Annotated in this window: 19 protein-coding genes, 1 other RNA gene and 1 pseudogene; 8 read left to right on the forward strand and 13 right to left on the reverse strand. The window is 40.7% G+C overall.

Translation table 11 applies throughout. The features are described from left to right. Nucleotides 1-684 precede the first annotated feature (684 nt). The 3 genes and pseudogenes from arcB to mtgA all read left to right on the forward strand — a co-directional run. A pseudogene (gene arcB / locus BA1DRAFT_RS14130) lies at nt 685-3,076 on the forward strand (aerobic respiration two-component sensor histidine kinase ArcB); the annotation flags it as partial. A gap of 191 nt (nt 3,077-3,267) precedes the next feature. Further along, nucleotides 3,268-3,921: an isoprenoid biosynthesis glyoxalase ElbB gene (gene elbB / locus BA1DRAFT_RS14135; protein ID WP_036780318.1), complete on the forward strand. Its 654-nt coding sequence runs from the start codon at nt 3,268-3,270 to the stop codon at nt 3,919-3,921. A 4-nt stretch (nt 3,922-3,925) separates the two neighbouring features. Then, nucleotides 3,926-4,651, forward strand: coding sequence for a monofunctional biosynthetic peptidoglycan transglycosylase (gene mtgA, locus BA1DRAFT_RS14140; protein ID WP_036780319.1), 726 nt, complete (start codon nt 3,926-3,928; stop codon nt 4,649-4,651). Between the two features lie 133 nt (nt 4,652-4,784). On the opposite strand, the gene dolP is transcribed toward mtgA, so the two are convergent. The 4 genes from dolP to BA1DRAFT_RS14160 all read right to left on the reverse strand — a co-directional run bounded on the left by dolP (nt 4,785) and on the right by BA1DRAFT_RS14160 (nt 8,181). Next, complete coding sequence (dolP, locus tag BA1DRAFT_RS14145; RefSeq protein ID WP_036780321.1) at nt 4,785-5,360, reverse strand: division/outer membrane stress-associated lipid-binding lipoprotein; 576 nt, start codon at nt 5,358-5,360, stop codon at nt 4,785-4,787. 10 nt (nt 5,361-5,370) lie between these two features. Further along, complete coding sequence (gene diaA, locus BA1DRAFT_RS14150; RefSeq protein WP_036780324.1) at nt 5,371-5,961, reverse strand: DnaA initiator-associating protein DiaA; 591 nt, start codon at nt 5,959-5,961, stop codon at nt 5,371-5,373. A 24-nt stretch (nt 5,962-5,985) separates the two neighbouring features. Further along, a complete protein-coding gene (locus tag BA1DRAFT_RS14155) occupies nt 5,986-6,366 on the reverse strand; it encodes a YraN family protein (RefSeq protein WP_036780325.1) in 381 nt (126 codons plus the stop codon). Nucleotides 6,367-6,438: 72 nt separating this feature from the next. Continuing rightward, complete coding sequence (locus tag BA1DRAFT_RS14160) at nt 6,439-8,181, reverse strand: penicillin-binding protein activator (RefSeq protein WP_036780366.1); 1,743 nt, start codon at nt 8,179-8,181, stop codon at nt 6,439-6,441. Nucleotides 8,182-8,244: 63 nt separating this feature from the next. On the opposite strand from BA1DRAFT_RS14160, the gene rsmI reads away from it, so the two are divergent. Then, the gene (gene rsmI, locus BA1DRAFT_RS14165; RefSeq protein WP_036780328.1) at nt 8,245-9,111 is read left to right on the forward strand and encodes a 16S rRNA (cytidine(1402)-2'-O)-methyltransferase; all 867 of its coding nucleotides are present in this window, start codon (nt 8,245-8,247) and stop codon (nt 9,109-9,111) included. 77 nt (nt 9,112-9,188) lie between these two features. Continuing rightward, nucleotides 9,189-9,565: RNase P RNA component class A (rnpB, locus tag BA1DRAFT_RS21330), an RNA gene on the forward strand. Nucleotides 9,566-9,606: 41 nt separating this feature from the next. Here rnpB and BA1DRAFT_RS14170 read toward each other — a convergent pair. After that, nucleotides 9,607-10,308, reverse strand: coding sequence for a pirin family protein (locus BA1DRAFT_RS14170; RefSeq protein ID WP_036780329.1), 702 nt, complete (start codon nt 10,306-10,308; stop codon nt 9,607-9,609). Between the two features lie 111 nt (nt 10,309-10,419). Here BA1DRAFT_RS14170 and BA1DRAFT_RS14175 point away from each other — a divergent pair, with 111 nt between their 5' ends. Then, entirely contained in the window at nt 10,420-11,316 is an 897-nt protein-coding gene (locus BA1DRAFT_RS14175; protein WP_036780331.1) for a LysR family transcriptional regulator, read from the forward strand. 572 nt (nt 11,317-11,888) lie between these two features. Here the strand turns inward: BA1DRAFT_RS14175 and BA1DRAFT_RS14180 are convergent. The 8 genes from BA1DRAFT_RS14180 to BA1DRAFT_RS23200 form a co-directional block, all read right to left on the reverse strand. Continuing rightward, a complete protein-coding gene (locus BA1DRAFT_RS14180) occupies nt 11,889-12,659 on the reverse strand; it encodes a hypothetical protein (RefSeq protein ID WP_036780334.1) in 771 nt (256 codons plus the stop codon). Nucleotides 12,660-12,757: 98 nt separating this feature from the next. Further along, the gene (locus BA1DRAFT_RS21325) at nt 12,758-13,096 is read right to left on the reverse strand and encodes a hypothetical protein (RefSeq protein WP_051560799.1); all 339 of its coding nucleotides are present in this window, start codon (nt 13,094-13,096) and stop codon (nt 12,758-12,760) included. A 1,146-nt stretch (nt 13,097-14,242) separates the two neighbouring features. Beyond that, nucleotides 14,243-14,638, reverse strand: a complete 396-nt coding sequence (locus tag BA1DRAFT_RS14190; RefSeq protein ID WP_036780336.1) for a DoxX family protein — start codon at nt 14,636-14,638, stop codon at nt 14,243-14,245. Between the two features lie 224 nt (nt 14,639-14,862). After that, a complete protein-coding gene (locus BA1DRAFT_RS14195) occupies nt 14,863-15,117 on the reverse strand; it encodes a YqjK-like family protein (protein WP_036780338.1) in 255 nt (84 codons plus the stop codon). After that, complete coding sequence (locus BA1DRAFT_RS14200; RefSeq protein ID WP_036780340.1) at nt 15,110-15,511, reverse strand: phage holin family protein; 402 nt, start codon at nt 15,509-15,511, stop codon at nt 15,110-15,112. The genes BA1DRAFT_RS14195 and BA1DRAFT_RS14200 overlap by 8 nt, the downstream gene beginning before the upstream one ends. Nucleotide 15,512: 1 nt before the next feature. After that, complete coding sequence (locus BA1DRAFT_RS14205; protein ID WP_036780342.1) at nt 15,513-15,818, reverse strand: ElaB/YgaM/YqjD family protein; 306 nt, start codon at nt 15,816-15,818, stop codon at nt 15,513-15,515. Nucleotides 15,819-16,011: 193 nt separating this feature from the next. Further along, complete coding sequence (locus BA1DRAFT_RS14210; protein ID WP_036780344.1) at nt 16,012-16,683, reverse strand: DedA family protein; 672 nt, start codon at nt 16,681-16,683, stop codon at nt 16,012-16,014. A 222-nt stretch (nt 16,684-16,905) separates the two neighbouring features. Beyond that, complete coding sequence (locus tag BA1DRAFT_RS23200; protein ID WP_152544330.1) at nt 16,906-17,148, reverse strand: hypothetical protein; 243 nt, start codon at nt 17,146-17,148, stop codon at nt 16,906-16,908. Nucleotides 17,149-17,237: 89 nt separating this feature from the next. On the opposite strand from BA1DRAFT_RS23200, the gene BA1DRAFT_RS14215 reads away from it, so the two are divergent. Both BA1DRAFT_RS14215 and sstT read left to right on the forward strand, forming a co-directional pair. Next, nucleotides 17,238-18,200 (forward strand): TerC family protein, encoded by a 963-nt coding sequence (locus tag BA1DRAFT_RS14215; protein WP_036780345.1) that lies wholly within the window; start codon nt 17,238-17,240, stop codon nt 18,198-18,200. Nucleotides 18,201-18,490: 290 nt separating this feature from the next. Next, the gene (sstT, locus tag BA1DRAFT_RS14220) at nt 18,491-19,738 is read left to right on the forward strand and encodes a serine/threonine transporter SstT (protein WP_036780347.1); all 1,248 of its coding nucleotides are present in this window, start codon (nt 18,491-18,493) and stop codon (nt 19,736-19,738) included. Nucleotides 19,739-19,827 lie beyond the last annotated feature (89 nt).

Raw genomic sequence — 19,827 nt, forward strand, 5'->3', positions numbered from 1 at the left:
TATTTTTACTGGCGTCTGAATTGCGCCCTCAATCAACCACCACTTGTTTATTTGTGATAAACAGGTGGTGACTTAAATGATATTGTTTCACTGCATAATTATGGTTCAGATGAGAATCTGACAGATGATTTCCAGTGACTTTCCAAGTTAACTAGAAATATAAATCAGGTCAAATATAGCCGGGATAAGATAAGGATAGGTGATGATTAAAGCTAACATTATAATTTTTAAGTAAAAAATTTAATATTGGAGTTATGTGATATAGATCATGTTAGGATTTTAATGTGATTTATATCACTAATATTAGTGTAATATCTGTTTTATATATGCTGTTAAACTTTTATTTATTAGGTTTAAAATCTAAACAATGTGAACTTTAAAGAATTAATATGTATTTTTGTTTCTTTATAAGAATAAAGTTTTATCTTTTTGGGGGTGTTAAAGGAGTAAAAAAGAATTTTATGCTTATTTTATCAATGTATTTGATTATTTATTCATATTTGGATTGTGCGAAAAGACCGGCAGGAGTAAAACGCCAGAATAATATTTGGTGAGTCATAACTAAAACTATTAAATAATACTATTGTTTTACCAGGTCAACAATTTCTGTTATTCCTTCAACGAAGTGGCCGGTCTTTTACGGTATGATCTGGAATGGTCATATTTAACGGGAGTTTTTATGAAATGAAGCTGCTCAGGGGCCTGGCCCAATATTATGTTGATTTAATGATGAAATTGGGGTTAGTGCGCTTTTCATTACTGCTTGCATCCGCATTGGTTGTTCTTGCAATGGGTGTACAGATGGTAGTCACTTTTTTGCTTCAAGGAGGAGTGCAAAGTATTGATTTAGTTCGCTCAATCTTTTTTGGTTTGTTGATTACGCCTTGGGCTGTCTATTTTCTTTCGGTTGTTGTTGAACAGCTTGAAGAGTCGCGCCAACGATTATCCAAATTAGTTGAAAAGTTGGAAGTTATGCGCCAGCGTGATCGGGAACTTAATCAGCAATTAAAAGACAACATTATTAAGCTTAATCAGGAGATCTCTGTAAGGGAAAAAGCTGAACAGGCGCATCTGATACTGTTGGATAAACTCAAGGAAGAGATGAAACACCGTGAGCAGACGCAGATTGAATTGGAACAGCAATCGGTATTGTTGAAATCTTTTCTCGATGCCTCTCCTGATTTGGTTTATTACCGTAATGAAAATAATGAGTTTTCTGGTTGTAATCGGGCGATGGAGCTGCTGACGGGGAAAAGCCAGAAACAACTTGTCGGGCTGACGCCAAACGATGTTTATGATAAAGAAGTTGCTCGCAAAGTGATGAAAACCGATGAAAAAGTGTTCCGTCATAATGTTGCGCTCACTTATGAACAGTGGCTGGTTTATCCCGATGGCCGGAAAGCCTGTTTTGAGCTTCGGAAAGTCCCTTTTTATGATCGGGTGGGAAAAAGACACGGGCTTATGGGATTTGGGCGCGATATAACGGAACGTAAGCGCTATCAGGACGCTTTGGAGAATGCAAGTAGGGATAAGACTACTTTTATCTCAACGATTAGCCATGAGCTTCGTACTCCTTTAAATGGCATTGTTGGTTTGAGCCGTATTCTGCTGGATACTGAGTTGACGTCTGAACAAAATAACTATCTGAAAACGATTCATGTCAGCGCGATCACGCTTGGTAATATTTTCAATGACATTATTGAAATGGATAAAATTGAACGGCGTAAAGTACAGATTGATAATCAGCCAATTGATTTTACCGGTTTTATATCCGATCTAGAAAACCTCTCTGGGCTGCTGGTACAGCCGAAAGATATTAAATTTGTAATGAGTCCAGAACTGCCATTGCCTGCCAGAATCATGACGGATGGTACTCGCTTGCGCCAAATTCTGTGGAATTTGATTGGCAATGCGGTGAAATTTACGCAAAAAGGGGAGATTAATGTTCGGATTTGGTACGAAGAAGGGGAACGCCTGCTGTTTGAAGTCACAGATACGGGGATTGGTATCCCATATGATGAGCAAGAGAAGATTTTTGCGATGTATTATCAAGTGAAAGGCAGTCATGGTGGTTGTCCTGCAACGGGAACGGGTATTGGATTGGCGGTATCCAAGCGTTTAGCTCAAAGTATGGGAGGGGATATTGTGGTGGAAAGTGAGCCGGGACAGGGTTCTCGATTTACACTATCTATCATTGCGCCAGCTATGGAGGAGTGTCTTCTATCCAAAGAAGATACAGAAGATTGCCCACTTCCGGCTTTGCATATCTTATTGGTAGAAGATATTGAGCTGAATGTGATTGTTGCTCGCTCTGTACTGGAGAAATTGGGTAACAGCGTAGAAGTCGCTATGAATGGTAAAGACGCGCTAGAAATGTTTGAGCCAGAAGAGTTCGATCTGGTATTGCTGGATATTCAGTTACCCGATATGACTGGATTAGATATTGCCCGCGAATTACGTCGGCGATATGCCAAAAAAGATCTACCCCCACTGATTGCACTGACGGCAAATGTCTTAAAAGACAAAAAAGAGTATCTGGATGCGGGTATGAATGGTGTGTTGAGTAAGCCTCTCTCTGTGAATGCGTTAACCGCCATTATTGAACAATATTGGGGGGAACAGTCTGTGCATCATATGCAGCCGGAAGAAGAGGAGTCAGGATTGGTGAAAAAAAATGAAGATTTGCTTGATACAGAAATGCTTAACCAATACATCGAACTCGTTGGACCTCAGTTGATTAGCGATAGTCTGAGTGTGTTTGAAAAGATGATGCCGGGTTACTTGTCTGTTCTTGACTCGAACATGACAGCTAAAGACCAGAAAGGCATTACGGAGGAAGCGCATAAGATAAAAGGTGCCGCGGGATCGGTTGGATTACGTCATTTACAGCAACTGGCTCAGCAGATTCAATCACCTGATTTACCAGCATGGTGGGATAATGTTCAGGAATGGGTTGATGAGTTAAAGCAAGAATGGAGAAACGATACGGAAATTTTAAGAGAATGGTTGGCGGAAGCTGAAAAAAAATAACCCCAACCGAGGTTGGGGTGCGCGAATACTGCGCCAACACCAGGGAAAACTTTTTACACGCCTATTTAATAGATCTTTGGTTGCGGCGAGTAAATGGGGAATTCTCCGTACATCATACAAGTACCAACATAGCAAAGATAAGATTTTTTGTTACAAGATTCATTAAAATCTGTGATGAAGATTGGTGTTTAACCCCCTAAAGGGTTAAGCAATAATCTACTACAAATGGAGTGAGGTATGAAATCAGTTGCGGTTGTCTTAAGTGGATGTGGTGTCTTCGATGGTAGCGAAATTCATGAGTCAGTATTAACTATGCTTTCTTTAGACCGTTTAGGTGTTAAAACGAGCTTTTTTGCACCTGACGCACCACAACTTCATGTTATTAATCATATTAACGGCGAAGAAATAGGGGAAGAACGTAACATCCTACAGGAGTCTGCCCGTATTTCGAGGGGAAAAATTAAGCCTTTATCACAAGCAAATGCAGATGAATTTGATGCCCTGATAATTCCTGGGGGATTTGGTGTTGCAAAGAATTTATGTGACTTTGCTGTTAAGACAGTTGATTGCGAAATAAATAAAGATTTATTAAGTTTGGTAAGGGCTATGCATAAGCAACATAAACCAATGGGATTTATGTGCATTGCGCCTGTTATGTTGCCAAAATTACTTAATAAACCGGTGAAACTAACGGTCGGCAATGATCCTGAAACGGTTGCTCAAGTAGAGGCTATGGGAGGTGTCCATATAGTTTGTGAGGTAAATGATGTTGTTATTGATTTAGAAAATAAAATTGTGACAACACCAGCCTACATGCTTGCTGAATCTATTTCTCAGGCAGAAGTGGGAATTGATAAACTTGTCAGAAAAGTATTGGAAATGACTGAGTAACTGGATGCGAAATCCTTTTCAATTTTTATGGTACTGGCTTAAAAAAATCGTAATCTCAGTTACTATCTTATGGATAGTTTCTGTTGTTGCATTTTCATTTTTGCCAGTGCCGTTTTCTATGGTTATGGTTGAGCGCCAGATTAGCGCTTGGTTATCGGTTAATTTTTCTTATGTATCTCATTCTGACTGGGTAGGGCAAGGACAAATATCGCCAAATATCGCATTGGCTGTTATTGCTGCGGAAGATCAAAAATTCCCACAGCATTGGGGATTTGACTTTGATGCTATCGAAAGTGTAATTGCGCGTAACCAAAATAATTCTGGCAGACTCAGAGGGGCTTCAACGATTTCTCAGCAAACGGTCAAAAATTTATTTTTGTGGGATGGGCGTAGCTGGTTAAGAAAAGGGGTGGAAGCCGGGATGACTTTTGTCATAGAACTAGGATGGTCAAAAAGTAGAATTCTAACTGTTTACCTTAACATAGCAGAATTTGGTGATGGAATTTTTGGTGTTGAAGAGGCATCCAGACACTATTTTCATAAATCGGCCAGTAAATTGACGGCATCAGAAGCGGCTTTACTGGCGGCTGTATTGCCTAATCCACACCGCTATAAAGTTAACGCACCTTCGGCTTATGTTTTACAGCGTCAACAATGGATTTTGCGGCAAATGCGGTTGTTGGGCGGGGTGAGTTACCTTGAGAAAAATGGGTTAATGCAGAATGATTGAGGGAAGAATAGAGAAGTTATTCGGTTTGACGTTGGATGATGAAAAGAGGTAAAACGCCGGCGCCAAAAAATGACGCGGCCTAATACCTAGATGTTTGACCGATTTATCGTGTCATCATCTTCAATCAATATGGTTAATTCAGATAAGTGAATGCGGTTGTTACCCGCTTAACACCGTTAGTTTCGCTGGCAATTTTTGCTGCGGCGTTACCTTCTTGTTTGGTCAGAATGCCTAATAAAAAGACTTCGCTGTTTTCCGTAACGACTTTTATGTTAGAAGACTTAACTGAGTCACTAGCCAAGATTTTTGAGCGTACTTTAGTTGTAATCCAGGTATCTTTGGAGGCTGTACTTAATGCAACGGGTTTCCCCTGACGAATTTCATTGTAAACAGTATGTGCCCCATCAACCCGCGATGCTATCTGTTTAGCTCGGTCTGAAAGGTTTGAATCTGGGCTTTGACCTGTCAGTAAAACTTTTCCTTGATAGGCGGTGGTAATAATGCGGGTTTGCTCTTTGAGCTGCTTATCTTTGTTAAGCGCATTACTGACACGGGCTTCGAGGGTACTATCATCAACCTGTTGACCAACTGTTCGGGGATCGGTTGCTGTTTTAGTCGCTACGGCGGCAGAGCCTACCACGACTGCACCAATACACCCCTGTAACATCACAGCAGTGCAAATCGTAGCTAATAGGGAGAAAAATCGCATTATTGGCTCCTTAGTCATCCTGATGGGGAAAGAGTGTATTATCGATTAAGTCACATAAGCAGTTAACTGTTAGCATATGAACTTCTTGAATTCTGGCACTGCGATGAGATGGAATACGAATCTCTACATCTTGTGGCCCGAGTAAGCCGGCAAGCTCGCCGCCATCGTAGCCTGTAAGGGCGACAATCGTCATATCGCGGGTTACCGCGGCTTCAACGGCTTTAACAATATCACGGCTATTACCATGCGTGGAAATCGCCAATAACACATCGCCTGGCTGACCTAATGCCCGTACTTGTTTAGCATAAATTTCATCATGCTGTTTATTGCTTGAAATTGCGGTGATGACCACATTGTCCGCGTTAAGCGACAATGCAGGCAGGCTTGGACGTTCAGTCTCAAACCGGTTGATCATATTGGCAGCAAATCGTTGAGCTGTTGCGGCTGAGCCGCCATTGCCACAGCAAAGAATTTTGTTACCATTCAGTAATGACTGAACCATCATCATTGCCGCTCGCGAAATAGCATCAGGTAATGCTTCTGCGGCTGCAATCTGAGTTTGAATACTTTCTGTAAAACAGACTTTAATTCTATCCAGCACCTTTATAACCTACTCAGTATCATTTTAACGAGAGAACTCATTTTGATTGAAGGCATTTTGCAACCATTCAAATTGTTGACCAGTAATAGCACAAATATCAAAGCGACAAGAAGAAGTTTCAAAACATTCACCCCGTTGCAACAACCATATTGCGGCAGCGTGTAATAATTTTTTACGCTTACTATGGGTGACTGTCGCCAGTGCATCTCCATATTGTCCTGATTTGCGGAAACGGACTTCAATAAAAACCCAAGTTTGCTTGTCTTTCATAATTAGGTCAATTTCACCACCGCGCACTTTCACATTTGCGGCGATAAAAGATAATCCTTGTTTTTGTAAAAACAACTTTGCCTGCGCTTCATAGCTGCGTCCTAGTAAATAACTTGTCAGCTTTTTTATTTTCATCCTGCTTTTTTATTTTCATTCTGAAATGAGTCATTTGAATTGAAAGGCCGCTTGGTAACAAGCGGCAAATTACTAAATAGCCGTGATTTGGCCTTGATGATATTTCATCCATGAGAGCTGTCGGAAAATGGTGCAGTTTTCCTGAACGGAGAGCGCACCGGAAGCTCCATTGAGATGGAAATCACTTTGAAGTTGAACCTGACTGAATTGATTTGCTAATGACCAGGCATCAATGCCCATAGCGTAAAGGCGCATCAAAGAGTAATCATTTGCAAATTTACTGGCTGCTTGCTGCATCAGTGGCAGGTTAGCTCCGGCGATTAAGGGAATGTCACTGAATTGCATTCCTTCCATCTCCAGGCGGAAATCGGGACCGACGCCAGCCTGATTACTGCGGGAACTTGCGTAAAGGGCAGGCTTATCGCGGGAACTGATCGCCATATCGATCATTGTCTTAATCAGCGTCAGTTCATCCAGAGTAGAAACAATATAAACTGCATCCACTGATCCACTGGTAGAGGCAGGAACAACATCGGTGTTTATCTGAGGGATTTCCAGATCACCAATGGCGATAGATGCAGGTTGATTGCTTGTGACATTGACGGCTGTTCCGGTTAGGCGGATACCCGTACCTCTATTAATTAATTGTTTCAGTTCGGCGGAAGAGCCAAAGGTTTGTTGCAGAACAGTATGCCCCCCTTGTTTTTGCCATTCCTGTGCAAAGGCGTTGGCAATACGGTCGCCAAAAGTCCCTCTGGGGACTAAAATCAGAGGATTCTGTTTCTGTTGCTGCCAAATGTGTTCCGCGGCATTTTTCGCTTCATCTTCTGGCGATAAAGAAAAATAGCAGATATTGGGCTGTGGTTGAGCATTATCTAACTCGTTGAGTACTAGCATATTTAATGAAGCATTTATCTGGACGAGTTTAACCACATCGGGTTTGAGTAACGGTCCGACAACTAAATTCACGCCGTCCTGCTTAGCCTGAATTAATAAATTTTCCAATGGCTGGCTGGCGGTGTCATAGATTTTGACCTGTTGTGTATTAATCGGCGCATTGGCTATGACAGGGGTTGTCTGAATAGTTGGTGTTGCTAATTCCACGGGCGCCACTTCACTGGGGGACATATCGGCAGAAACCGCGCCATCTGACGCACTATCGCTGTCTGCTATAGATAAATTTTCCGGGTTTTCTATTGGCAGTGATGGACTTGGTAAACCGGCCTGAGCATCAAGAAAACCTTGGCGAATGGCTTCACCGAATACTTTTGCTTGACCGCTTAACGGCAGGAACAGAGCAATACGGATATTCGTATCCTGCTGTTGGATGGCAGCCTGTTGTAACTGAGTTGGGAGTGACAGTGCGGCAGGGTTTTGTGGATAACGAATTTTCCAGTCATGGATAGCCGCTTGTAGTTTGTCAGAGTCCTGTTTGTTATCCTGATAGGCACTGAGTAAGTCCAGCCAGCCTTGCAGAACATTTTCATCAGCGTTGATGACTAACCCACGGCGCTCTTGTGGTGAAAGACGGGTCAGCATTTGCCAGGTATCATCAATATTTTTTTGATGAGCCGCACTCTCTTTCAGAAGTGGTTCCTGAGCAATATAAGCACGGATAACATCAAGAGAAGGTTCGTCATGAGCGGCATCAATGATGGATTGATAACGGGCGATTTCTGTACTGATTTTGTCCTGAATTTGCGAAGGTTGTTGCCCCTGTTGGTCAGGCGCGGTACATCCTGCGATGATCATAACTGCCAGCATAGCTGAACAGACTAAACCAGTTTTGATACGCACAAAAATTGAGGAAAGCATACTGTATCCAGCGATGTTTTTTTCAAAGATGCTCAATTTTAAATCGGCCATTCGGATGAAACAATGAATCAACCTAATCGAGCAGTGGTTACGACATCCACGCTATATGTTGTGCCAACCCCCATTGGAAACCTGGGTGATATCACTCAGCGTGCGCTTGAAGTTCTTGAGCATGTCGATCTGATTGCTGCCGAAGATACGCGACATACTGGCTTGTTGCTTCAACATTTTGCCATTAATGCGCGCATGTTCGCACTTCATGATCATAATGAACAGCAGAAAGCAGATCAATTAATTACAAAGCTCCAACAAGGACAAAGTATTGCATTAGTCTCTGATGCAGGAACGCCTCTGATTAATGATCCTGGTTATCATGTGGTTCGCCGTTGCCGTGAAGCCGGTATTCATGTTGTCCCACTTCCGGGGCCTTGTGCGGCGATAACCGCCTTGTCTGCTGCGGGCTTGCCGTCAGATCGTTTCTGTTACGAAGGATTTTTGCCCGCAAAACGTAAAAGCCGGAGTGATACTTTGCGGGCTTTGGAAAAGGAGCCGCGCACATTAATCTTTTATGAATCCACTCATCGTCTGATCGATTGTTTAGAAGATATGGTTGAAGTATGGGGAGCTGAACGTTACGTCGTTTTGGCGCGGGAATTGACAAAAACTTGGGAATCCATTCAGGGGATGCCAGTAGGTGAACTATTGGCGTGGGTTAAGGAAGATGAAACCCGTCGCCGTGGTGAAATGGTATTGATCGTTGAAGGCTATAGAAAACCGGATGACGATGTTTTGCCTCCAGAGGCATTAAGAACACTGGGGCTTCTTCAACAAGAATTGCCATTGAAAAAAGCGGCTGCATTGGCGGCAGAGATTCATGGTGTGAAGAAAAATGCGCTTTATCGTCATGGGTTGGGACAGAGTGAAGAATAATGGTAATTGCTGATAAACAGGACAGATAATCAGTAAATGCCTATACATCGTCAGGTAAACCTCTTATAATCCGGCGCGGAGTTGACTAGACAGTCGCTGCTTTACCATTAATCCTTTGGACGATGGGTAGAGGAGAGGAAAGTCCGGGCTCCACAGGGCAGGGTGCCAGATAACGTCTGGGGGGTGAAAGCCCACGACCAGTGCAACAGAGAGCAAACCGCCGATGGCCTGCTTAATGTAGGATCAGGTAAGGGTGAAAGGGTGCGGTAAGAGCGCACCGCACGGTTGGTAACAGTCCGTGGCACGGTAAACTCCACCCGGAGCAAGGCCAAATAGGGGTTCATTAGGTACGGCCCGTATCGAACCCGGGTAGGCTGCTTGAGCCAGTGCGTAAGTGCTGGCCTAGATGAATGGCTGTCCACGACAGAACCCGGCTTATCGGTCAACTTCAAAAATTTAGCCCCATTAGATTAATCTGATGGGGCTTTCGCTTTTCTAAGCCGCCAGATCAATTAACAGCCCCTGAAATTCAGTATCTGCTTTTAAAACCAGACGATTTTCTTCATGAATAAAAGCGCCATCTCCGCATTTAATCAAAATATTGTCCTTGGAATTGCCTCTTATTTTTATATTTCCGTTTAAGGATTGCAGATAGGCATTTTTTCCCTTCAATTGCAGATGATGAGATTGATTTTTAGTCAGGGAAATATGATTTACCCACACTTGCTGACGTAATTGCATACTGCCATCTTCTGCGGTTGGAGAAGCTAGCATAGCCAATGGTTGTTCTGGTAGCTCCATTCGTTGCAATGGTAAGCTTTCCTGCTGAGGAAAGGCATTCAGCCAAAGCTGCAAGCGCGTCAGTGGTTTGTTAGTACTGGCATTATGTTCACTGTAGCTGATGCCTTGACGGGTAGAAAATAGCAGACATTCTCCCTTGCGGGCTCTGATGTAGTTGCCTTCGCTGTCACGGTATTCTGCTTCACCTTGTAGAATAATATTCAATATATCCACATGTGGATAGGATTTAGGTTGGAAAGCGGCTTTGGGGGCGATGACTTCTTGATTGAGTACACGTAGTGCGCCATAACCTAAAAACTTTGGGTCAAAATAGTGACCAAATGAAAATGTATAACGAGCCTGTAGCCAACCATAGTCAGCTTTCCCACACTGTTTTGCTGTTCTATTTATAATCATGATGGTGGTTACCTTGAAAAAAACACACACTAAGAATAGTAATTATCTGGACGGCGAAATGTTAGCCAGTTAATCTGGTCACCATATTCAAATTTCCTGATTGAGAAAAATATGAGCAAAGAACGAGCGCTTACACTGGAATCTCTCCGGGTCATGGATGCGATTGACCGGCGGGGAAGTTTTGCTGCGGCTGCTGATGAGCTTGGCCGTGTTCCTTCTGCACTTAGCTATACGATGCAAAAATTAGAAGAAGAGCTGGATGTAGTACTGTTTGATCGTTCAGGTCACAGAACTAAATTCACCAATGTTGGTCGTATGTTGCTTGAGCGTGGACGTCAATTGCTTGAAGCGGCGGATAAATTAACCGCTGATGCAGAAGCATTAGCGAGAGGTTGGGAAACTCACCTGATAATTGTTTGTGAAGCGTTGGTTCCGGCTTCTTCATTATTCCCATTAGTGGGCAAGCTTGCTCAAAAATCGAATACTCAGCTCTCTTTATTGACTGAAGTTTTGGCCGGTGCATGGGAGAGGCTGGAAACGGGTCGGGCGGACATTGTTATTGCACCAGATATGCATTTCCGTGCGTCGGCAGAAATTAATTCACGTCAGCTTTATAGCATTACCAATGTTTATGTCGCTAGCCCTGATCATCCTATACATCAAGAGCCGGAACCTTTGTCTGATGTCACGAGGGTGAAGTATCGGGGTATTGCTGTGGCGGATACAGCTAGGGAGCGCCCGGTATTGACGGTTCAATTGTTAGATAAACAACAGCGTTTGACGGTAAGTTCTTTGGAAGATAAACGCCGTGCTCTCTTAGCTGGGCTGGGCGTTGCTACCATGCCTTATCCTATGGTGGAACAAGATATTGCAGACGGTCGTTTACGGGTGATCAGTTCTGAATACAGCCATGACACAAATGTCATTATGGCATGGCGACGAGACAGCATGGGGGAAGCTAAGTCTTGGTGTTTGCGGGAAATCCCTAAATTGTTTGTTAGTCGGTAAGTGGAAGTGATGTGAGTAATCAAAATTAGAAAGCAGGCTGAAAAAACATGATTTGATGATTGCTTAACCTGTGTCTTCCTGCGCCCTTAATCTGATTGCCGAAAGAGCTTGGGGGCTTTGCTACCAAGCTCTTTTTGAGCAGAGTTATCATCATTGGTAGGTGTAAATTCTTTGATCTCTATTCGATAAATATTGATGGTTCTATTCTTTGGGTACCAGACAGTGATGAAAACAGGGGGACTTTCGGATTTATTAATAACACCAGAACGGTTTTTCCCTAGGTCAGAATGGTTGTTTTGATGTCAATATATTCTTATCGGGTTGTTGGCTGTATCTCGTGACACTGGTAAGAAAAGTGAGTTTATCTTGCTCGGGATTTAATTTCTTTTGTCCCGGAGCATTCGTTAACTTTTCTTGACGGGGCTATTATAGTGCATCTTTTGTTTATCAATGGCAACAAATAGGCTAGGCCATAGTGCATTTTTCTTTGGCAAGAAAGATGCTACTATAGCAACCGCCTGACTTTTTGAAAAATTGTACTTATTAGCTTAATTCGTCTCCATCTATTATTTTTAGCCAAAATTATCTTTTACCATATGATATTGCTTGAGAAGATCATCGGTATTGTCATATATGACAGACCAGCTACTTAGGCTAATTGTTGTGTTATGTTTAGCGTTGTCTTTGCTCTTTTTTCTATAATCTTTTATTTGTAGTCTCCAACGTATTCCTAATACCCCAATTCCATTGCCTGTATCTTTTTCTTTATCGAAATTATCTATTAGTAAGAGGAGTTTTATTCTCCAGCCGGAATCATAATTTTGGATATTGTCATCATTAATTGAGCTTAGGAGATTTGTTAGCGCAGATTCCATATCTGTTTTGTCCAGAGGTTGTACTAGAGTCTCAGAAGATCCCTTGGCAATTTGGATAAAGGCACTTTTCACTGCATCTACGTTATCATATTTATCTGTTGATGCCGGTGGATCATCCTCATTTCCCGCAAATGTACTACAATTTTTCCCTAGCCATTTAAAATGTTCAGGTACACCAATATAAATTAGTTGCGTTTTGTATCCAAGGGCCTGGTCCTCTGGTGACCAGTTAGCTCTGGATGTATGTACGAATTTGTCAGCAATATATTCCCCAATTGCAAATGACTGTGTACTTCCTGTAATTAGTTGTCTTCTTACGTCCTCAATATATTCTGTGAGTAAACTTTCATCCGTAAGGTCACATGTTAATCCAATAGCAGTCAATTGTGCCTTTAAGTCATTTGCGGATAGTTGGTCTGGTGTGTCTTTTCTTAATTTCACATTTATTTTTTTACCATGAATAGTCATAAATTCTCCGTTATTATTTTATGGGAATTAAATGTTGATTTAACAATGCATTATAAGTACATTGATTAATGTTAGCTCTATTTTTCTAGCTTGGAATTTTATGGTCTATAAATTAATTCAATGCCTCTTAAATTACCAAGTCTTACGCAAACGTTAACTTCTAATGCATTGAGATAAGCATTATGACTCATATCATAGAGTCCATAAACACCGTTACCCTCTGTAATACCAGGGGTTAGATATGTATCATACCATTGCCCTTCTACTAATACATTCATGGCAGGTCCATTTCCATTTTGGTTGCTAGTAATATTTATACTGCTTATAGATGTATTAGTAATTAATTTACCGTCGCAAACATCCTTTAATTTTCCTGCTCCGGTAGCATAAAATGGCATTAAACAAATAATGGTATAAGCAATTGAACTATATTTCATTTGTCTTCCCTATTCGTTTATTTTATGAAGAATTCTGTGAATTATCTGGCACAGGTATTTTGGTGAAATTAAAACATAAATATTTAAATTTAAATACTAACTATTAGCCTACGTTACTATCAATGTTTTTAATATCAATGTTTTTAATATCAATGTTTTTAATGGCTTTCCTGTTGATTAAATGATTTTCTAATGTATATAGTTATGTGTCAAGTTGTTTTGTTCAAGAGTTATAGGCATTTTTAGTTTTATGCTGTAATTTAAAAAAACAACTGATTGTTTTTTTAAAACCGATTGTCTTAATATTATTTTTAGGGAAAAGTGGTTGTAATATAATAAGTGTAGCTATTGTTGAAATGGTTTTTAATTTAATGTGATAATGTTAAATTTTTATTATTTTATTGCCTGGAATATAATGAGCGATAATTATGTAAAGGAAATATATTAATCGTAAAATTAAATAATAAAAATGTGTGAATTTTAATTTAAATCGCCATATAAATAATCATTCGATGTTGTAATAGCAATAATTTATTATGAAATAATAAAGTAATTTAATTATAATAGGAGTGCAAAAATTATTTTTTAAATTTGATAATGTCTGATTTATGCTGAAATATATTATGACCTATTTGTGAATGTAATATTATTGATATGTGGTAATTTATTTCATTTTACGGGAGCAAGTTAAATAAATTTAAAGTAATTATATTGTGATTAAAAAATTGAATTTGATTAAATAATCTTTAAATATATTTAAATTAATTGTTATTGTTTATTTAAATTAGTATGGTGGGTATTAATAGGATTTACACTGCAAATTCTACACTCTTTATGTTAAATTCTTAAGGGTGCTTTTAATATGTTGTCGAAAATAGAGTTAATTATTTCCTGCCGAGAAATGAGGTGGTTATTTATTTTGATAAAATAATTATTTTACCAGAATCACTATAATTCAACAAAAGTTTGGTCTATTGATTAAAGTAATCCGAAAGATCTTCCAGATCTCTCGAATTACTATTTATCTTTAGGCTCAATATTGGGTGATTGGCTGATAAAATACTTGAGCAAGAGAGGGATTTTAATCGTTTCACTTTTTACCTGAGAATGGTTATCTCTCAGATTCAGAACAGCCACAGCAAGATATTACCAGTTTCTCTTTATCAAGTGGTCGATACTGAATTTACCTGGACCTGTGATAGCCAGTAACAAGTAACCTCCACCGATGGTCAGGTTCTTGAGAAACATAGTCTGGTTCATGCCTTCAGCGAAATTGCTGTGGAAGAGTATGGCAGTCAAGATACAGAAACCAAAGGTAAATAACGCAGTGGTACGAGTTAAGAAACCAAATAGAACGGCCAGACCACCACCCAATTCAAGTAAAATCGTCAGTGGTAATAGAAAACCAGGGACGCCCATAGCATGCATATATTGCTGAGTATCCGCGTAGGAATCACCTAATTTTCCATAACCTGCAACGATAAATAGGATTGGCATTAAAATACGGGCCAGTAGCAGGGCATTGTCTTCAAATTTTTTCATTAACAACTCCAGATATACAGGTAAATCACGATGGTTTGTTTGATGATTAACTTGTACCAACCCGAAATAGCACAATTTGTTAATCATTAACGGATGGAATGTATACTAAAGAGAGATGAGCTTAGTTGTAAGCAAGGATTATTAACAATTTTATACAAAGTTTTTGAATATAAGCAACCAGAGTGATCATCAACCAAAGATATTATGAAGAATTATTACCATTTTCATTTCAATAGTCGAATGATATAGCGCGACAAATGATAGAACTTCACAGGGTGACGGAGGCTATATAAAGAGATAGCGTGGATTGCGGGTCGCAGATAGGGTTTTAATGACAAAAGCTTCTGCCAGCTTTTGTCATAAGGTTCAGTGAGGTTCTTCCAGAGCTGTGTATTGTTGGAAAGTTCAAGTCGTTGTAGCTGGATATTTCTGAGTAACTGCTGTTTTCTCAGCTTTTTTTCCTGACGTTGTTTACTCATTACTGTAATCTTCCAGCATTTCTCGGTCGATCTTGAGTTGCTCGCGAGTAGCGCTAAGTAATGTTGAATTTTTCGCTTTCCTAATGGTCCATATAAGGCCAATAAGCGCCAGAACGAGTAGTGTGCCAGTGGTACTTGCTAATACGGTAAAACGCCAGTTGGGATCGATAGCCCAAAAAATCATAACAAGTAGACACATGAGGCCGAAAGCGGTGAGTAGTAATGTCAGGCTGGCTATGACTATCAGTTGTATCAAAGTGGCTTTTTCTTTTTCCAACTCTACAACGATGAGTTGTAAACGAGTTTCTACTATCTCGACAACAACAGTGGCAATACGTTGGAGAATATCAAGGACCCCTTTACCGGGGCCTTGAGATTTGGATGAGTTACTCATATTAGCGTTTAGCTAATAATACACCTAATATGGCACCAACCGCAGTACCTATACCGATGCTTGTCCACGGTTTATCATGAACGTAGAGATCGGCACGGCCCGCCATATCTTTTGTTTTCTTAACAACCATATCGCTGGCATTACCGAGTTTAAAACGAGTATCTTTGATGACTTCCTCTACTTTGTTGCGAAGTTCTTCTAACTCAACTTTGGATTTATCACCAGAGCTTTTGATCACTTCTTCCAGTGTTTCTGCAAGTGATTTTAGTTCAATGCGTAGATCTTCAGTATTTTTCATCTGTGACATGTAGATTACTCCTCATTTAAGGTATGTATATTTGACTTAGTTAGTCGCTTTTCCTGATGCCGGAAAAGACTATCCTTAAATATAGCTTATATTTGGAAAGGTGAATAAAAAACATTAGAGTTATTTCACTATTCTGCTGCAAACAATACTTCTATCTACAGCAGGGAGGAATATTAGGTTTTATTGGAATTAATTACTTCTTTTGAGGGGATTGGCAGGTTTTTTTACGCCACACAACTAACAAACTGCCGCTAAAACCAATAATGAGTAAAGCAAGTGGCAGTAATATCAGGAAATTCATTACCAAGTCTTCATACTGACGGAAAATGGGGGTCTTACCAAGTGCATAACCCAAAGAGGTGAGGATAATGACCCACAGGAAACCACTGAGCCAGTTAAAAAACTGGAAACGGCTGTTTTGTAGACCGGTTAGTCCTGCAAGTGTTGGGAGAAGAGTTCTGACAAATGCGAGGAAGCGGCCGAGAAGTAAAGCTGACAGGCCGTGGCGGTGAAAAAGACTGTAAGCTCTTTGGTGGTAATAGGCGGGAAGGTGAGAGAGCCAGCCTTGTACTATTTTGGTATTTCCTAGCCATTTCCCTTGGAGATAACCGACCCAACAACCTAAGCTTGCTCCGGCGGTTAATATTACAATCGTCAGAGGGAAACTCATTGCACCTTTGGCAATTAATACGCCAACCAGTATAAGCAGGCTGTCTCCTGGCAAGAATGCAGCGGGAAGGAGGCCATTTTCAAGGAAGAGGATCAAGAATAGCATGATATAAATGGCCCATAATAGGGATGGATTGGCCAGAGTTTCATAATCCTGGTGCCAAAGTGCATATATAAGTTCTTTTACTATTTCCATCAGGTGTTCCTAAAATGCCTTTGTTCGTTCATCCTGAAAGCATGAGGCTAAACTGATTAAATTACGTCCTGTTTTACGTTATTTGGCTGGTTTTAATACCTTTTTACGCCGTTGAAAAAGGCAAATGACGCGGCCTGTGCCACTGTAACAAAATCAGGGGTGACTAAACAGAAAATTTTGGTGATCAATTGAACGTTCATTAAAATGGGATAGGAAATAGGTTTATGAGGTTGGATGAATTGTGTTTGTGCCTACTGTTTTTGCTGTTATTTTTTCAGTGGTAGATTGATTCTTGTATCGATTTGATTTATTTTTCACCACAGCAAAGGGGAGTAACTTCCTTGCCGGTTTATCGTCATTACGATGCAACAGCATCCGGTAGCCGGGCAACCCTGAACTTATACCTGATGGTGCATTTTCTGTGTTGTAAGTGAGACCTTGCCAGAAGGCGAGGGTTGCTTGCAATACATCCATCTCCACGATGTGGGGAAGAAATATAGCAGCGGCTGGCGTCTTCTGAGACTTCAGCCGTTTTTGTTTGTGAGAGAAAGAAAATGAACTCTGTGGGTAGCCCTCTTTTATGGGGAAGTTTTGCTGTCTTAATTACGATTATGTTACTGCTGGATCTATCCTTACAGGGGCGTAAGAAAGAGCAGGCAATGTCATTTCGTCAAGCTGCTGTCTGGAGTGTGATCTGGATAAGTTTATCGCTCTTATTTGCATTAGGATTATGGTGGTATTGCAGAGAAACCGCAGGGGAAACTGTTGCCAACAGTCAGGCGATGGCTTTCCTGACAGGGTATTTACTTGAGAAAGCACTTGCTGTTGATAATGTGTTTGTTTGGCTGATGTTATTTAGTTATTTTGCTATTCCGGCAAATTTGCAACGTCGGGTACTCATTTACGGTGTCTTAGGAGCAATTGTGCTGCGTACCGTGATGATCTTTGCAGGGAGCTGGCTGGTTTCTCAGTTCAGCTGGATACTCTATCTGTTCGGCATCTTTCTGCTGGTTACCGGTGTTAAGATGGCGTTGGCGAAAGAGGATGACTCCCCGATAGGCGATAAACCCTTTGTCCGTTGGTTAAAAGCGCATATTCGCATCACTGATAATCTTCACGGAGAACGTTTCTTTGTGGAAGAAAAAGGTTTGTTATATGCGACTCCACTAATCCTGGTTCTGATTTTGGTTGAAATTAGTGACGTTATTTTTGCTGTAGACAGTATTCCTGCTATTTTTGCCGTGACGACAGATCCTTTTATTGTTTTAACCTCTAATCTTTTCGCTATTTTAGGATTACGTGCAATGTATTTTTTACTGGCAGGTGTGGCAGAGAAATTTACAATGCTGAAATATGGTTTATCAGTCATTCTGGTATTTATCGGTATTAAGATGCTAATAATGGATTTTTATCATATTCCTATGGGGGTTTCCCTGGGAACTGTAGCGAGTATTTTGATAATAACAATGATTATTAATGTTTGGGTAAATAAGTATAAAACTAAAGAGATCCAGTAATTAGATAACTATTTTTTAACAGATAACCATATCTTTCTTGAATGGGAAGATATGGTTTCTTTTTGTCTTAAATTGCTGCGAAATGATTAAACATAAAAATAAATAATTGTGTTTTGTAAATGTGTAAATTGCCGTTTTGATCACACAAATGTGAATGTATTGTTAATAAGTGCTGGCGAGGTTGTATATTTTAACTATCGCAGCTTTTCACTACTCTTGGTTTCCCTATACTGAGGAAACAAACACAAAAAATATAGGCTTAACAGAACTGTTAATAAAATGGATTAGCTATGGAAAAACAAAAACGTGGCTTCGTGTATTACCTTGTACAAGGGAGCCTGGTTAAACAAATTTTGGTAGGTTTAATTGCAGGGATACTGTTAGCGTGGTTGACGCCTTCGGTTGCCAAATCAGTCAGTTTGCTTGGGACGTTGTTCGTTGGCGCCTTGAAAGCGGTAGCCCCTGTATTGGTATGGATTCTGGTTATGTCTTCTATTGCTAACCATAAAGAAGGCCAGAAAACCAATATTCGTCCGATCCTTATCCTCTATGTCTTGGGTACTTTTTTTGCTGCTTTGGTTGCCGTGGTCGGTAGCTTTATGTTCCCGTTACAATTGGTGCTAGCTGTCAATGATGCTCAGATGTCTCCACCTGAAAGCATTACGGAGGTGATTAAAGGGGTATTGGTCAATGTCGTCGCTAATCCAGTAAACGCACTACTGAATGGTAACTATATTGGTATTCTTGCCTGGGCTATTGGTTTGGGTATCGCCTTGCGTCATGCAACAGACTCAACTAAATCTCTGATTCATGACATGTCTGAAGCGGTTACTCAGATTGTTCGAGTGGTCATTCGTTTGGCGCCAGTTGGTATTTTTGGTCTGGTCTCTTCAACTATTGCAGAAACGGGATTTGGCGCCTTACTGGGATATGTCCAATTGCTGGTTGTATTACTGAGTTGTATGTTGGTTATGGCACTCATTGTAAACCCATTGATTGTTTACTGGAAAATTCGTCGTAATCCTTATCCGCTGGTATTTGCTTGCCTGCGTGAAAGCGGAGTAACTGCATTTTTTACTCGCAGTTCGGCTGCAAATATTCCAGTGAATATGGCGATGTGCCGCCGTATGAATCTGCATGAAGATACTTATTCAGTTTCTATCCCGCTAGGAGCAACCATTAATATGGAGGGCGCTGCAGTGACTATTACGGTATTGACTTTGGCTGCGGTCAGTACGTTAGGTATATCGGTTGATCTGCCTACAGCATTGTTACTGAGTGTGGTTGCTGCAATTTGTGCCTGTGGTGCTTCTGGTGTGGCAGGAGGGTCCCTATTGTTGATCCCTCTGGCATGTAGCATGTTTGGGATTTCCAATGAAATGGCTATGCAGGTTGTGGCAGTCGGTTTGATTATTGGTGTATTACAGGATTCCGCGGAAACGAGTTTGAATTCTTCTACCGATGTATTGTTCACTGCTGCTGTTTGTCAGGCTGAGGATGACCGTTTGTCGTCGGATCAACTAACTCAACGTGATTAATTGAAGTATTCTGGTTTAAAGAAACTAGGTAAGAAACAGTAAAATGTCCGCGCCATTCCTGGCGCGGCTTAAGGATTTACTTTGTTTTT

This window comes from Photorhabdus aegyptia, from assembly GCF_000612035.1.
GTDB classification, from domain to species: Bacteria; Pseudomonadota; Gammaproteobacteria; order Enterobacterales; family Enterobacteriaceae; genus Photorhabdus; species Photorhabdus akhurstii.

Coding starts and splice junctions, on each gene's coding strand:
- BA1DRAFT_RS14210 (WP_036780344.1), bottom strand. CDS start 16,683: ATGGAAATAGTAAAAGAACTTATATATGCACTTTGGCACCAGGATTAT.
- BA1DRAFT_RS14205 (WP_036780342.1), bottom strand. CDS start 15,818: ATGTCACAGATGAAAAATACTGAAGATCTACGCATTGAACTAAAATCA.
- BA1DRAFT_RS14175 (WP_036780331.1), top strand. CDS start 10,420: ATGAGCAAAGAACGAGCGCTTACACTGGAATCTCTCCGGGTCATGGAT.
- BA1DRAFT_RS14190 (WP_036780336.1), bottom strand. CDS start 14,638: ATGAAAAAATTTGAAGACAATGCCCTGCTACTGGCCCGTATTTTAATG.
- BA1DRAFT_RS14195 (WP_036780338.1), bottom strand. CDS start 15,117: ATGAGTAAACAACGTCAGGAAAAAAAGCTGAGAAAACAGCAGTTACTC.
- BA1DRAFT_RS14155 (WP_036780325.1), bottom strand. CDS start 6,366: ATGAAAATAAAAAAGCTGACAAGTTATTTACTAGGACGCAGCTATGAA.
- mtgA (WP_036780319.1), top strand. CDS start 3,926: ATGCGAAATCCTTTTCAATTTTTATGGTACTGGCTTAAAAAAATCGTA.
- BA1DRAFT_RS14180 (WP_036780334.1), bottom strand. CDS start 12,659: ATGACTATTCATGGTAAAAAAATAAATGTGAAATTAAGAAAAGACACA.
- BA1DRAFT_RS14200 (WP_036780340.1), bottom strand. CDS start 15,511: ATGAGTAACTCATCCAAATCTCAAGGCCCCGGTAAAGGGGTCCTTGAT.
- dolP (WP_036780321.1), bottom strand. CDS start 5,360: ATGCGATTTTTCTCCCTATTAGCTACGATTTGCACTGCTGTGATGTTA.
- sstT (WP_036780347.1), top strand. CDS start 18,491: ATGGAAAAACAAAAACGTGGCTTCGTGTATTACCTTGTACAAGGGAGC.
- BA1DRAFT_RS21325 (WP_051560799.1), bottom strand. CDS start 13,096: ATGAAATATAGTTCAATTGCTTATACCATTATTTGTTTAATGCCATTT.
- BA1DRAFT_RS14215 (WP_036780345.1), top strand. CDS start 17,238: ATGAACTCTGTGGGTAGCCCTCTTTTATGGGGAAGTTTTGCTGTCTTA.
- BA1DRAFT_RS14160 (WP_036780366.1), bottom strand. CDS start 8,181: ATGCTTTCCTCAATTTTTGTGCGTATCAAAACTGGTTTAGTCTGTTCA.
- rsmI (WP_036780328.1), top strand. CDS start 8,245: ATGAATCAACCTAATCGAGCAGTGGTTACGACATCCACGCTATATGTT.
- elbB (WP_036780318.1), top strand. CDS start 3,268: ATGAAATCAGTTGCGGTTGTCTTAAGTGGATGTGGTGTCTTCGATGGT.
- BA1DRAFT_RS14170 (WP_036780329.1), bottom strand. CDS start 10,308: ATGATTATAAATAGAACAGCAAAACAGTGTGGGAAAGCTGACTATGGT.